This window comes from Marinovum sp. (assembly GCF_048263515.1).
GTDB lineage: Bacteria > Pseudomonadota > Alphaproteobacteria > Rhodobacterales > Rhodobacteraceae > Marinovum.
The window spans coordinates 42,778-56,600 of sequence record NZ_JBLXEC010000013.1; the positions used below are offsets into that span (position 1 = coordinate 42,778).

At 67.4% G+C, this 13,823-nt stretch carries 13 protein-coding genes; 9 read left to right on the forward strand and 4 right to left on the reverse strand.

Annotation, left to right across the window (positions count from 1 at the left end):
* Positions 1-2: 2 nt before the first annotated feature.
* Both ACN0SE_RS13000 and ACN0SE_RS13005 read right to left on the reverse strand, forming a co-directional pair.
* Entirely contained in the window at positions 3-1,163 is a 1,161-nt protein-coding gene (locus ACN0SE_RS13000) for an alpha-D-ribose 1-methylphosphonate 5-triphosphate diphosphatase (RefSeq protein ID WP_417524953.1), read from the reverse strand.
* 146 nt (positions 1,164-1,309) lie between these two features.
* The gene (locus ACN0SE_RS13005; protein ID WP_417524954.1) at positions 1,310-1,777 is read right to left on the reverse strand and encodes a c-type cytochrome; all 468 of its coding nucleotides are present in this window, start codon (positions 1,775-1,777) and stop codon (positions 1,310-1,312) included.
* A 567-nt stretch (positions 1,778-2,344) separates the two neighbouring features.
* Here ACN0SE_RS13005 and idi point away from each other — a divergent pair.
* The 6 genes from idi (at position 2,345) to ACN0SE_RS13035 (ending at position 7,668) form a co-directional block, all read left to right on the forward strand.
* Positions 2,345-2,875, forward strand: a complete 531-nt coding sequence (gene idi / locus ACN0SE_RS13010; protein ID WP_417524955.1) for an isopentenyl-diphosphate delta-isomerase — start codon at positions 2,345-2,347, stop codon at positions 2,873-2,875.
* A 70-nt stretch (positions 2,876-2,945) separates the two neighbouring features.
* Positions 2,946-3,917, forward strand: coding sequence for a KpsF/GutQ family sugar-phosphate isomerase (locus ACN0SE_RS13015; protein WP_417524956.1), 972 nt, complete (start codon positions 2,946-2,948; stop codon positions 3,915-3,917).
* A complete protein-coding gene (locus ACN0SE_RS13020; RefSeq protein WP_417524957.1) occupies positions 3,914-4,705 on the forward strand; it encodes a 3-deoxy-manno-octulosonate cytidylyltransferase in 792 nt (263 codons plus the stop codon). Before ACN0SE_RS13015 ends, ACN0SE_RS13020 begins: the two co-directional genes overlap by 4 nt.
* A complete protein-coding gene (kdsA, locus tag ACN0SE_RS13025; RefSeq protein ID WP_417524958.1) occupies positions 4,702-5,532 on the forward strand; it encodes a 3-deoxy-8-phosphooctulonate synthase in 831 nt (276 codons plus the stop codon). The genes ACN0SE_RS13020 and kdsA overlap by 4 nt, the downstream gene beginning before the upstream one ends.
* 514 nt (positions 5,533-6,046) lie before the next feature.
* Positions 6,047-6,964, forward strand: coding sequence for an EamA family transporter RarD (gene rarD / locus ACN0SE_RS13030; protein WP_417524959.1), 918 nt, complete (start codon positions 6,047-6,049; stop codon positions 6,962-6,964).
* Between the two features lie 56 nt (positions 6,965-7,020).
* On the forward strand, positions 7,021-7,668 hold the full coding sequence (locus tag ACN0SE_RS13035; RefSeq protein ID WP_417524960.1) for a pseudouridine synthase: 648 nt from the start codon (positions 7,021-7,023) through the stop codon (positions 7,666-7,668).
* 55 nt (positions 7,669-7,723) lie between these two features.
* Here the strand turns inward: ACN0SE_RS13035 and ACN0SE_RS13040 are convergent, their stop codons facing one another.
* Positions 7,724-7,915 carry a DUF1127 domain-containing protein gene (locus ACN0SE_RS13040; RefSeq protein WP_417524961.1) on the reverse strand — a complete coding sequence of 64 codons (192 nt, stop codon included), beginning with the start codon at positions 7,913-7,915 and terminating at the stop codon, positions 7,724-7,726.
* A 166-nt stretch (positions 7,916-8,081) separates the two neighbouring features.
* Between ACN0SE_RS13040 and ACN0SE_RS13045 the strand changes: the two genes are divergently transcribed.
* Complete coding sequence (locus ACN0SE_RS13045) at positions 8,082-9,722, forward strand: hypothetical protein (protein WP_417524962.1); 1,641 nt, start codon at positions 8,082-8,084, stop codon at positions 9,720-9,722.
* A gap of 19 nt (positions 9,723-9,741) precedes the next feature.
* Here the strand turns inward: ACN0SE_RS13045 and ACN0SE_RS13050 are convergent, their stop codons facing one another.
* On the reverse strand, positions 9,742-10,242 hold the full coding sequence (locus ACN0SE_RS13050; RefSeq protein ID WP_417524963.1) for an Lrp/AsnC family transcriptional regulator: 501 nt from the start codon (positions 10,240-10,242) through the stop codon (positions 9,742-9,744).
* A gap of 202 nt (positions 10,243-10,444) precedes the next feature.
* Here ACN0SE_RS13050 and trxB point away from each other — a divergent pair, with 202 nt between their 5' ends.
* Both trxB and ACN0SE_RS13060 read left to right on the forward strand, forming a co-directional pair.
* Complete coding sequence (gene trxB / locus ACN0SE_RS13055) at positions 10,445-11,446, forward strand: thioredoxin-disulfide reductase (protein ID WP_417524964.1); 1,002 nt, start codon at positions 10,445-10,447, stop codon at positions 11,444-11,446.
* A gap of 217 nt (positions 11,447-11,663) precedes the next feature.
* Positions 11,664-13,739: a bifunctional sulfate adenylyltransferase/adenylylsulfate kinase gene (locus tag ACN0SE_RS13060; RefSeq protein ID WP_417524965.1), complete on the forward strand. Its 2,076-nt coding sequence runs from the start codon at positions 11,664-11,666 to the stop codon at positions 13,737-13,739.
* The last annotated feature ends 84 nt before the right edge of the window (positions 13,740-13,823 follow it).

Consider the following 13,823-nt stretch of genomic DNA (forward strand, 5'->3'; position numbering starts at 1 on the left):
CCTCAGGCGACCTGACGCCCGTGCGACCAGACCCCCCGAACCACCGGCACCGAAGGGTGCGGATGCACCCGCACCAGATCGGCCAGGAGCCCGGGCGCAAGGCGGCCGCGGTCGCTCAGCCCAGCGGCCTCGGCCGGGGTGGCGGTGACGGTACGGATCGCGCGCGGCAGGTCGTCCCAGAGTTGGGCCAGACGGAAGGCCCCGGTCATCAGCGACGAGGGCACATAGTCCGACGACAGGATATCCAGCAGGCCGGTCTCGGCCAGTTCCTGCGCCGCCACATTGCCGGAATGCGAGCCGCCGCGAATGAGGTTGGGCGCCCCCATCATCACCGCGATGCCATGGCCGTGGCAGGCCTCGGCGGCGACGCGGGTGGTGGGGAACTCGGCCAGCCTGACGCCGTGGCCATGGCTCACCGCGACCTGCGCTTCGGTGGTGTCGTCGTGGCTGGCCAGCACCGCGCCCAGCCGGCCGGCGTTTCTGACCGCCTCGGCCTCATGCGCATCGCCCAGCCGCGCGCGGGTGGCGGTGAGATGGTCGACATGGGCAGAGAGCTCGGCCTCCGACAGCCTGTGCTTGCCCTGCACGTAGTTGCGGAACTTGGTCATGTCGCGAAACTGCCGCTGGCCCGGCGTGTGGTCCATGATCGACAGGATGCCGACCCGGTCCTCGGGGGTGAACTCGGCCAGCTCGGCGGTCAGCGTTTCCGAGCAGACCTCGGCGCGCAGGTGCAGGAAATGGCTGATCCTGAGCAGCCCGGCGGCGCGGATCGACAGCAGTTCCTGCGACAGGGCGCGGGCATAGGCGCCGTAGCGGTTGCTGCCGGTCTTGAAGACCGAGCCCACCCGCATGGCGTCGAACACCGTGGTGATGCCGGTCGAGGCCAGCTCGCCGTCATGGGCGAGGATCGCGGCCATATGCGGCCAGTCGACGCCCGGGCGCGGCTGCATGTGCCGTTCGAGATTGTCGGTATGCAGCTCGATCAGCCCCGGAATCAGCAGATCGCCGTCGCAGTCGATGGCATCGGCAGCCGCGGTCGGGCCGGGATCGATCGCGGCGATCCGCCCGTCGCGGACGTGAAGCGCGCCATGGATCACCTCGTCGCCCAGCACGAGGCGGGCGTTGGCGAGGATCAGGTCGGGCGAGGATGGGGTCACTGACATGGCCCCGAATGTGACAGAGGGGCCGCGAAAGTCGAGCATGCGCAGGACCTGCCTGCGCGATCTGCCGCCGGGACGCATCACAAATGCAACATTTGTGTCTTGCGGGCGGTAAGGCCCCCGCGGCGGGTGCCGCGAGGGCCGGGTCGTCAGCTGCCGCCGTCCATGTCGGGGCCGATCTCCTTGAGGAAGGCATAGAGGTCCTTGGCCTCGTCCTCCTTGCGCACCCGGAAGCTCATCTTGGAGCGGGCCGAGCTGTCGCCGGTGGCCTCCTGGACCGCGCCTTTCGGGTCCATCACATAGGCCACGAAGGTCGCCTCGTCGAAGACCATCCCGGCTTCGCCGGCGGCCTCCATGTCCTTGCCGTAGCGGAAATCCTCGACGGTGCCGGCGGTGCGGCCGACGACGCCAAAGAGGTTGGGGCCGGTCTTGGCCTTCTTGCCGGCCACGATCTCTCCCGCGTCGTTCATCACCACGTGGCAGGACTGGCACTTGCGAAAGGCCTGCTCGCCGGCGGCGGCATCGCCGGTGGCGGTCAGATCGGGGCCGTGGCTCTCGGCCAGCGCCGGCAGAGCCAGCGCGAGGGTCAGAGCCGATGTCAGGGCTAGGGTCTTCATGGGTGTCTCCTCAGCTTTTGATGCAGGACATAGGTTCGCGGGCCCCAGGTCAAGCAGGACGTTTTGGCAAATCCTCAAGGGTTCTAGCGGTGGCGAGAGGCAAGGTGAAGGGACCGGCGCGCACATTGGCGTGTCTTTGGAGGGCGTTGAGCGGGCGACGTGCCGGGCCAAGGTAATAGATCGCTGTTGGGAGAGCCGGCGATCAAAGGAGTGACCTCGGCAACCTGTTTGCCGCTGGAAGCCAACCTCAGCCGCCTGCCGGGCCAGCGGCGGTCCGCGGGTTGCCGCTGTAACGTTGTTTCAGACGCGCTTTATCTCAGCCAAGCCCGGAAGACCTCGGAGCGACGCGCATACGTCACCCAAGCGGCAGCCCGGGGGGCGGGCCGCCGCTGGCCCGGCGGGCTTCGCCCTTGATTCCGGGCCGGGGCATGGATCGAGGGTTGTGCTGTTCGGTGCCTCTTGGTCCGCGGAAGGCGCCAGGGCACTGCCCAATCCCACCCCCGGCCTTGATTCCCGCCCGTCCGAGAGGGTAGGCGGTCACGACAATAGCTCGGACAGGAGGGCAGAATGGCAGACATGGTTCCCGCCTGGGTCGAGGGCAAACTGACCCCCATGGACAAGCTCGAGGTGCATCAACGCGGTCTCAGACACAAGGCGGTCTCGGTCTTCGTGCTGGCCGGCGACGAGGTGCTGATCCAGCAGCGCGCGGCGGGCAAGTATCACACCCCCGGTCTCTGGGCCAACACCTGCTGCACCCATCCGCTCTGGGGCGAACCGGCCGAGGTCTGCGCCGTCCGACGGCTCGAACAGGAGCTCGGCATCACCGGCGTCACCCCGGTCTGGCGCCGTCAGGCGGAATACCGCGCCGACGTCGGCGGCGGGCTGGTCGAACATGAGGTGGTCGAGATCTTCACCGTCGACGCCCCCCGCGACCTGATCGTCAGGCCCAATCCCGACGAGGTGCAGGCGGTGCGCTGGATGACCCGCGCGGCGCTCGAGGCCGAGATCGCCGAGAGCCCCGAGGCCCATACGCCCTGGATGCGGATCTACATGGCCGACCACGCGGCGGCGATCTTTGGCCCCGACACTCCGGCGTGAACGCCCTCGGTCTGGCGCGCGCGGCACCGAGCGTGTATCCGGGAGCAAAGAGATGGACAAAGGCGGCAGCATGACCAAACCAGCGGCACATTCCGCAGCAGTGGCCGATACCGGACGCCGGGTGCTGCAGACCGAGGCCGAGGCGCTTCTGGCGCTCTCTCAGGCCCTGCCGGAGGATTTCGACGCGGTGGCGCAGCTGCTCGCAGGCCTCGAAGGCCGGGTGATCGTCTCGGGCATCGGCAAATCCGGCCATATCGGGCGCAAGATCTCGGCCACCCTGGCCTCGACCGGCACGCCGTCCTACTTCGTGCATGCGTCAGAGGCCAGCCACGGCGATCTCGGCATGATCACCAAACATGACGTCTGCCTGCTGATCTCGAACTCCGGCGAAACTGCCGAGCTGCGCGACATCCTGCTGCACACCCGTCGCTTCTCGATCCCTATGATCGGCATTTCGTCCAACCCCGAAAGCACGTTGATGCAGGCGGCGGACTACAAGCTGACCCTGCCGAAACTGCCAGAGGCCTGCCCGATGGGACTGGCGCCCACCACCTCGACCACGCTGACGCTGGCGCTGGGCGACGCGGTGGCCGTGGCGGTGATGGAGCTGCGCGGCTTCGGTTCGGAGGATTTCCAGGTCTTCCACCCCGGCGGCAAGCTCGGCGCGCAGCTCAGCCGCGTCGAAGACCTGATGCACGGGCCCGAGATGCTGCCGCTGGTGCCCGCCGACATGCCGATGGCCGACGTGCTGATCACCATGACCTCGAAGAGCTTCGGCATCGCCGCGGTGGTCGAGAACGAGCGCCTGGTCGGCGTGATCTCTGACGGTGACCTGCGCCGCAACATGGCCGGGCTGATGAAGATGACGGCGGGCGAGCTGGCCAGCCGCAACCCGGTGACGGTGACGCCGGATGTCTTTGCCGCCCAGGCGTTGGCGATCCTGAACGAACGCAAGATCGGCGCGCTGATGGTGGTCGATGACCAGGACCGCCCGGTCGGCATTCTCCATATCCACGATGTTCTGCGCGCAGGTGTTGCATGAAAACCGTCGTTCTCATTCCCGCCCGCTATGCCTCGACGCGCTACCCGGGCAAGCCGCTGGCCGAGCTGACCCAGAAGGACGGCAGCAAGAAAAGCCTGATCCAGATGTCCTGGGAAGCCGCGCGGCAGATCGCCGGCGTGGCCGAGGTGCATGTGGTCACCGACGACGACCGCATCCGCGACGCGGCCGAGGGCTTTGGCGCGTCGGTCATCATGACCTCGCCAGAGGCCGAGAACGGCACCGCCCGCTGCGCCGAGGCGCTGGCCACGGGCGCCGTCGAGGCCGACCTTGTGGTGAACTTTCAGGGCGATGCGCCGCTGACCCCGCCCTGGTTCGTCGAAGAGCTGATCGCCGCCATGGCCGCCGATCCCGGCGCGCAGATGGCGACCCCGGTGCTGCAATGCGACGCCGAGACCTATGCGATGTTCGCCGAGGACCGCCGCAATGGCCGGGTCGGCGGCACCACCGCGGTCTTTGGCGAAGATCACCGCGCGCTCTATTTCTCCAAGGAGATCGTGCCCTATATCGACCCCGGCAAGGTGCCCGACACGGATATTCCGGTCTATCATCACGTCGGCGTCTATGCCTACCGGCCCGAGGCGCTGCGCGCCTATACCGACTGGGGCGTCAGCCGGCTGGAGACGCTGGAAGGTCTGGAACAGCTGCGTTTCCTGGTGCACGGCATGCCGGTGCGCTGTGTCGAGGTCCAGGCCCGTGGCCGGCTGTTCTGGGAACTCAATAACCCCGCCGATGTGGCGCGGATCGAAAAGGTGTTGAAAGAGCAATGACCGAAGCCAGAACCGTCACCGTCGGCGACATCAATATCAGCGCCAACGACCCCTTCGCGCTGATCACCGGGCCCTGCCAGCTGGAAAGCCACGACCACGCCCGCATGATGGCCGAAAAGATTGCCGAAGCCTGCGCGCCCAGCGGCACGAGGTTCATCTTCAAGGCCAGCTACGACAAGGCCAACCGCTCGTCGATCTCGACCCAGCGGGGCCTCGGCATGGAAGAGGGCCTCACGATCCTGTCGAAGATCCGCGACGAGTTCGGCTGCCCGGTGCTGACCGACGTGCACTCCGAGGCCCATTGCGCCCCCGCGGCCGAGGCGGTCGACGTGCTGCAGATCCCCGCCTTCCTCTGCCGCCAGACCGACCTGCTGCTGGCGGCGGGCGAGACCGGGGCGGCGATCAACGTCAAGAAGGGCCAGTTCCTCGCGCCCTGGGACATGGGCAATGTCGCCGAAAAGATCGCCTCGACCGGCAATCAGCGGATCATGCTCTGCGATCGTGGCACATCCTTTGGCTACAACACTTTGGTGAGCGATTTCCGCGGGTTGCCGACGATGGCACAGACCGGCTATCCGGTAGTCTTCGACGCCACCCATTCGGTGCAGCAGCCCGGCGGCCAGGGTGCCACCTCTGGCGGCCAGCGCGAGTTCGCCCCGGTGCTGGCGCGGGCCGCTGTGGCCGTGGGTGTCGCGGCGCTCTTCATCGAGACCCACGAGGACCCCGACAATGCGCCGTCCGACGGGCCGAACATGATCCCGGTTGACCAGATGCAGGCCTTGATCGACCGACTGGTGGCCTTTGATCGGTTGTCGAAGGGTCTCTGACACCTGGCGCTTCGCGTCCCGGACTTGATCCGGGACCTCGCGGTTTGCCTTGAGGCCCCGGAGCAGGGTCCGGGGCGTGTGGTGCGGGATGGCGGGCGTTTGAACGGTCTGTCGGCCCGGGCCCTGCGCGCGTTTGCGCTAGGGGCTCCGGGTGCTCCCGTAGCCTCTGGTACCTCGCGTCCCGGACTTGATCCGGGACCTCGCGGTTTGTCCTGAGGCCCCGGATCGGGGTCCGGGGCGTGTGGTGCGGGGTGGCAGACGTTTGCGGGCACGCTCGGCCCGGACGCTGCGGGTGTCGGCGCTTGGGCCTCCGGGCGCTTCCAAAATCCTCTGGTACTCGCGTCCCGGACTTGATCCGGGACCTCACCGGTCGCCATGAGGCCCCGGACCAAGTCCGGGGCATGCCAAGCGTAGCACCCCCCAAACATCACCCCTCCGAACGCGCACTTTCCGGGTCGCCTTTGGCCCCCGGCTCTGGCAACACTTTCGCGATACCTCGGAAGGACCCGGCCCCATGCGCCCTGCAGAAGCTCTCAGACCGAAAGCCAGCGAAGACAGCCCGCGCGGGCTGGCCTTTGCGATCAGCGCCTATGTCTTCTGGGGCTTCCTGCCGCTTTACATGAAACTGCTGGCGCATATCCCGCCGGCGGAAGTGGTGGCGCATCGGGTGATCTGGTCGCTGCCCATCGCGGCGGCGGTGCTGGTGGCGCTGGGGCGCACAGCGACCCTGAAGGAGGCGCTGCGCAATCCGCGGATGCTGGCGATGGGCTGCGTGACCGCGGCGCTGGTCTCGGTCAACTGGGGGATCTACGTCTGGGCGATTGCCAACGATCGGGCGCTCGACGCGGCGCTGGGCTATTACATCAACCCGCTGTTCTCGATCTTCCTCGGAGCGGTCTTTCTGGGCGAGCGGCTGAACCGGGCGCAGCTGGCGGCGATCGCCTTGGCCGCCGCCGCGGTTCTGGTGCTGGCGCTGGATGCCGGGCGGCTGCCCTGGGCGGCGGTCGGGCTGATGCTGTCCTGGGGGTTCTATGCGCTGGCCAAGAAGCAGCTGCCGATCGGGCCGAACCAGGGCTTCCTGCTCGAAGTGCTGATCCTGACGCCGCCGGCGCTGGGCTATGTGCTCTGGCTGGCGCTGACCGGGCAGTCGCATTTCGCCATCGGGCTGACGCCAGACACCTGGCTGCTGCTGGGCTGCGGCTTTGTCACCGCCGTGCCGCTGCTGTTCTATGCCAACGGCGCCAAGGGCTTGCGGCTCTCGACCATCGGCATCCTGCAGTATATCGCGCCGACGATGATCTTTCTCTGTGCCGTGCTGGTCTTCAAGGAGCCCTTCGGTCAGGCGCGGATGATCGCCTTTCCGATGATCTGGGCGGCGCTGGTGATCTATTCGGTGGCGATGCTCCGCGGCATGCGGCGGGCTTCGGCCTAGGCAGGCGGCTTATCGCCCCTTGCGGGCGCTCTGCGCATTTGCCACACCCTCGGCCCATGGATGACAGCTATCAGCCCCCCGACACGCCGCTCGACGTGCTGCACGAGGACCACGAGATCCTCGTCGTAAACAAGCCCGCAGGCCTTCTGTCGGTGCCCGGCAAGGGGCCGCATCTGGCCGATTGCCTGATCGCCCGGGTGCAGGAGGCCTTTCCCACCGCGCTGCTGGTGCATCGGCTCGACCGCGACACTTCGGGCGTGATGGTCTTCGGCCTGACACCGCATGCGCAGCGCCATCTCGGGCTGCAGTTCGAAAAGCGCGGGGTGAAGAAGACCTATGTCGCCCGGCTTTGGGGCCGGCTCGAGCCGCGCACCGGCACCGTCGACCTGCCGCTGATCGTCGACTGGCCGAACCGGCCGCTGCAGAAGGTCTGCCACGAGACCGGGCGGGCGGCGCAGACCGATTGGCGGGTGCAATCCTACAAGGACAACGAGACCCGCGTGCGCTTCATGCCGAAGACCGGGCGCAGCCACCAGCTGCGCGTTCATGCGCTGGCGCTGGGGCATGTGATCCTGGGCGACCCGCTTTATGCAACCGGCGCGGCGCGGGAGTTTCCCCGGCTGATGCTGCATTCCGAGGAGCTTCGGCTCCGGCATCCGGATGGCGGCGAGGGGATGAAGTTTCGCGCGGCGGCACCGTTCTGACCGACGACGAGGGGGGCTGTGCCCCCCGCTCTGCTCATGAGTTGTTCGGGGCGCCTCAGCGTCCGCCGGTCTCTGCGTCGCGGCGGGTGAGGCCCACGTCGCGCAGGGCGGCATCGTCAAGCCGGCGCAGGTGCTGGCGCTGGCGGTAGGCGCTGTCGGCGGCGACAAGCCATGCGAGGACGCGGACAAGGAAAGAACCGGTGGCGGGGCGGTGAAGCGGGCGGGTGAGGCTGCGTTGGGTTTGCATGGTGTGGCTCCTTGGAAGCGGTGAGGTTTTGATGACCCCACTGTCGCCCACGCCCGCAAGGCCAGTGCAAAAAGCCGGGTGCAATGCGCCCTTGCCCGTGCAAGACTTTCGTAAAATCATGCCCGTGCCGCGTAAAAACGGTGCAAAGAGGAGTGGTCTGCCCGAGATGCCCGAGCTTGTGATCCATCTGCGTGGGGCCTTGCGGATCGTGACGGCGCAGGGCGCGGCGGTCCAGGGGCTGACGCGGCGGGGCCAGGCGATGCTGGCCTGCCTGGCGCTTCAGCCGGGACTGCGGGCGGAACGGGGCTATCTGGCGGAACTGCTCTGGAGCGACCGCTCCGAGGGGCAATCGCGGGCCTCGCTGCGGCAGGAGTTGTCAGTGTTGCGGCGTTGCCTGCCAGAGGGGGTCCTGCAGGCCGATCGGCAGGCGGTCTGGCTGGAACCCGAGGCGGTGCAGATCGAGGCGGTGGGGCCGGGGGTGCTTCTGGAGGGGTTCGACCTGGCCTCGGAGGGGTTCGAGGACTGGCTGCGCATGGCGCGGTCGGCGCAGGTTTCCGAGACGCCGGAGCCGGAGCCAAAGCCGAAACCGGCGCCGGACCGGGGGCAGGGGCCGCGCGCGGTCGAGCCGACGCTGGCAGTGCTGCCCTTCGAGGAATTCGGCGCGGCCGAGGCCGACATGTTCGCCGATGGCGTGGTCGACGAGATCACCAGCGCGCTCAGCCGCTGCCGGGATGTGCGCGTCATCGCCCGGCAATCGGCCTTTGCGCTCGGCGGCGAGGGGCTCTCGGTGCCGGAGGCGGCAGAGCGGCTCGGGGCGGATTACGTGGTCGAAGGCTCGGTGCGCCGCGCGGGCGACAGGGTGCGGATCTCGGTGCAGCTGGTGCAGGGGCGCGACGGCCATACGCTCTGGACCGCGCGGTTCGACGACCGGCTGGACGATCTGTTCGACCTGCTCGACCGGATCGCGGCTCAGGTGGCGGGGCAGGTGCTGCCCAACCTGCGCGCCGCCGAGATCGCCCGCGCCCGCGCGCGGCCGCCGCAGGACCGCACCGCCTACGAGCTGATGCTGACCGCGCTGCCGCATTTCTGGGCTCACCGCGCCGAAGAGAACGTGCGCGCCATCGCGCTGCTCGAGCAGGCGCTGGAACACCAGCCGGATTACGCCCCGGCGATGGCCTACAAGGCCTGGTGCCACGCGCATCACTGTTGTTACACCTGGACCACCGATGGCGCGCCGCACCGCGACGCCGCCGAAGCGCTGGTGGCCCGCGCCGCGCCGCTGGTGCAGGACGATCCCGGCGCGCTGGTGGCGCTGTCGGCGGCCTGCGGGCTGGCGCTGAACGATTTTGCCAGGGCACGGTCGCTGGTCGACCGGGCTCTGCAGCTTGATCCCAACAACGCCTGGGGCTGGCTGCGGCTGGGCTGGACGGCGGTTTATATCGCCGAGTTCGACACTGCCATGGCGGCCTTTGACCGCTATGACCAGCTCAGCCCGCTCGATCCTTTCCACTTCAACGGGCTGTTCGGCCGCTCGGCGGCGCTGCGGGCGATGGGGCGGTTCGACGAATCGGTGGCGCTCTGCGAGCAGGGCCTGCGCGAGGGCGCCGGCGTGACCTGGGCCTACCGGATGCTGTTTGGCACCCATTGGCTGGCCGGTCGGCGGCAAGAAGCGATGGCGGCGGCCCGCAAGTGGCGCGCCGCCTATCCCGAGATCACGCTTGAGCGGGCGCGCAACCTGATGCCGAAATGGCAGCATGACCCGGCCTATGCCGAGGCGCTGCACGAATTGTGGAGTGAGGACGAGTGATCGGGGCCCTGCGCCCGGCTCAGGCGCTCTTGCTCAGCCGGTCTTCCAGAACGTCGAACGGCACGCCCGGTTCGTCCTTGGCGCCGCGGATCACCAGCGAGGTCTTGACCGAGGCGACGTTGGGCGCGGTCAGCAGCTGTCCGGTCAGAAAGCTCTGAAAGCTCGACAGATCCGGCGCCACGCATTTCAGGATGAAGTCGACCTCGCCGTTGAGCATGTGGCACTCGCGCACCAAAGGCCACTCGCGGCAGCGATTCTCGAAGGCCGAGAGATCGGCCTCGGCCTGGCTGACGAGGCCCACCATGGCAAAGACCTGCACCTCGAAGCCCAGTTCGCGGGCGTCGATGTCGGCATGGTAGCCGCGGATGTAGCCCTGCTCCTCGAGCGTGCGCACCCGGCGCAGACAGGGCGGCGCCGAGATGCCGACGCGGCGCGCCAACTCTACGTTTGTCATCCGTCCATCGGCCTGAAGTTCGGCCAGGATTTTACGGTCGATCGGGTCTAGTCGAGTTCCCGGCATGTGTCCCCTCCGCCGAAATTGCGTTTGTTATAACAGACACGGAGGCCGCAGCAATAATGTTTCGTATTTACGCAACATTCTTTTTGACGGTCCGCTCTGGCCGGTCGCCGCGTGCATGGCGGGTCTGCTTGGTCTTTTCGTCGGGCGACGGGAGGGCTATATGCGGCCTCTGACATGCAAGCGCAAGCCAAAGGGGCACCACATGGCCGAGACACGCCACACCAAAGTTCTGATCATCGGGTCCGGCCCTGCGGGCTATACCGCCGGGGTCTATGCCAGCCGTGCCATGCTGAACCCGATCCTGGTGCAGGGGATCGAGCCCGGCGGCCAGCTGACCACCACCACCGAGGTCGAGAACTGGCCCGGCGATACCGAGGTGCAGGGGCCTGACCTGATGGTGCGGATGGAGGCCCATGCCAAGGAAATGGGCACCGAGATCATCGGCGACATCATCACCGCGCTCGACACGTCGAAGCGGCCCTTCGTGGCCAAGGGCGACAGCGGCACCACCTATACCGCCGACGCGGTGATCCTCGCCACCGGCGCGCGCGCCAAATGGCTGGGGCTGCCGTCGGAAGAGGCCTTCAAGGGCTTCGGCGTCTCGGCCTGCGCCACCTGTGACGGCTTCTTCTACCGCGGTCAGGAGATCGTCGTGGTCGGCGGTGGCAACACCGCCGTGGAAGAGGCGCTGTTCCTGACCAACTTCGCCTCCAAGGTGACGCTGATCCACCGCCGCGACGAGCTGCGCGCCGAGAAGATCCTGCAGGAGCGCCTGCTGAAACATCCGAAGATCGAGACCCTGTGGTTCCACCAGCTCGACGAGGTCTTCGGCACCGACATGCCCAAGGGCGTCGAGGGTGTGCGGGTCAAGAACGTCAAGACCGGCGAGATCACCGAGATCCCCTGCAAGGGCGTCTTCATCGCCATCGGCCATGCCCCGGCGACCGAGCTGGTCAAGGACACGCTCGAGCTGCACAACGGCGGCTACGTCAAGGTCGAGCCGGGCTCGACCCGCACCTCGGTCCCGGGCATCTTTGCCGCCGGCGACCTGACCGACCACGTCTATCGCCAGGCGGTGACCTCGGCCGGCATGGGCTGCATGGCGGCGCTGGATGCCGAGAAATTCCTCGCCGAACACGGCGAGGCCGAGCGCAGCGACGAAGCCGTGACCGAGCCCTTGGGCTACGGCGCCGAAACCGCGTAGGGTGGGTTTGTAACCCACCGCCCCGGAAAGTGGGTTGAAAACCCACCCTACGGCCAGTGAATGCCGTCCGCTCTGCGGGCGGCTTTTTCGGTTCCGCCATGCGTCTGCTGCAGAGCGGCATTTCGGCAACGACCCGCGCGAGGCCCATTTTCGGGCTTTCCTGACGCAACGTCCTGTGCGATGTGTTCAGCGTTGAACATACTTTGAGTCGCCCAGAATGGCCCCGCCCAGACCGACACCGATCACCGACGAGGAAGGCCATGTCTTCCGGCTCCTGCGCCAGCTCGATCTGGCGCCGGAGGCATCGCAGCGGTCGATCGCCGAGGCGCTGGGGGTGTCGCTGGGCACCTTGAACACGCGGCTCAAGTCTGCCGAGGCGGCCGGGTTCATCAAGATCAGCGAGCGCGCAGGCCCCGACCGGCGCCAGCGCTTCGCCTATGTGCTGACCCCGCGCGGGGCAGCCATGAAGAACCGGCTGACCGACCGTTTCCTCGCCCGCAAGCTGGCGGAATATGAAGCGCTCCATGCCGAACTGACAGGCTCTTCCAGTGGCCTTGTCCCCATCAAACACAGGACTGAATTGATGCAGAACAACCTGGCTCCGATCCCGGAACTCTATGTCTCCTACGAGAGCGCCCAGAAACTGAAGGTCGAGGCCGGCGAGTTGGTCAGCCACGATCTGACCCCGCGCCAGATCTGTGATCTGGAACTGCTGATGAACGGCGGCTTCAACCCGCTCAAGGGCTTCCTGACCGAGGAAGACTACAACAGCGTCGTCGAGACCATGCGCCTGGCCGATGGCACGCTCTGGCCGATGCCGATCACCCTCGACGTCAGCGAGAAATTCGCCGAAAGCCTCGAGATCGGGCAGGACATCGCCCTGCGCGATCAGGAAGGCGTGATCCTCGGCACGATGACCGTGACCGACCGCTGGGTGCCCAACAAGGCGCGCGAGGCGGAAAAGGTCTTTGGCGCCGATGATCCCGCCCACCCGGCGGTGAACTACCTGCACAACCAGGCCGGCAAGGTCTATCTGGGCGGTCCGGTCACCGGCATCCAGCAGCCGGTGCATTACGATTTCCGCGGCCGTCGCGACACGCCCAACGAGCTGCGCGCCCTGTTCCGCAAGCTAGGCTGGCGCAAGGTCGTGGCCTTCCAGACCCGCAACCCGCTGCACCGCGCCCACCAGGAGCTGACCTTCCGCGCCGCCAAGGAAGCCCAGGCCAACCTGCTGATCCACCCGGTGGTCGGCATGACCAAGCCCGGCGACGTCGATCACTTCACCCGCGTGCGCTGCTACGAGGCGGTGCTGGACAAGTATCCGGCGGCCACCACCAACATGTCGCTGCTGAACCTCGCGATGCGCATGGCCGGCCCGCGCGAGGCGGTCTGGCACGGGTTGATCCGCGCCAACCACGGCTGCACCCACTTCATCGTCGGCCGTGACCACGCCGGCCCCGGCAAGAACTCGGCCGGTGAGGATTTCTACGGCCCCTATGACGCCCAGGACCTGTTCCGCGAATACCAGAGTGAGATCGGCGTCGAGATGGTCGACTTCAAGCACATGGTCTATGTCCAGGAGCGCGCGCAATACGAGCCCGCCGACGAGATCGAGGATCGCGACAACGTCACCATCCTCAACATCTCGGGCACCGAGCTGCGCCGCCGCCTGCAGGAAGGTCTCGAAATCCCCGAGTGGTTCTCCTTCCCCGAGGTGGTGTCGGAACTGCGCCGCACCCGTCCGCCGCGGGCCAAGCAGGGCTTTACCGTGTTCTTCACCGGTCTCTCCGGCTCCGGCAAATCCACAATCGCCAACGCTCTGATGGTCAAGCTGATGGAAATGGGCGGCCGCCCGGTGACGCTGCTCGACGGCGACATCGTCCGCAAGAACCTGTCAAGCGAGCTGGGCTTCTCCAAGGAGCACCGCGACCTTAACATCCGCCGCATCGGCTATGTCGCCTCGGAGATCACCAAGAACGGCGGCATCGCCATCTGTGCGCCGATCGCGCCTTATGCCACCACCCGCCGCGCCGTGCGCGAGGATGTCGAACAGTTCGGCGCCTTCATCGAGGTGCATGTGGCCACCACGCTCGAGGAATGCGAGCGGCGTGACCGCAAGGGGCTCTACAAGCTGGCGCGCGAAGGCAAGATCAAGGAGTTCACCGGGATCTCCGATCCCTACGACGTGCCCGAGAACCCCGAGCTGCGGGTCGAGACCGAGAATGTGGACGTCGACAACTGCGCCCACCAGGTGATCCTCAAGCTCGAGAGCATGGGCCTGATCGCCGGCTGATCCGGCGCGCTCTTCCGCCCGTCTCCGGGCGTCCTCGCGAGGAGACCCCCGCAAGGGGGCGAAGAGCGGCGGTGGATATTGGTC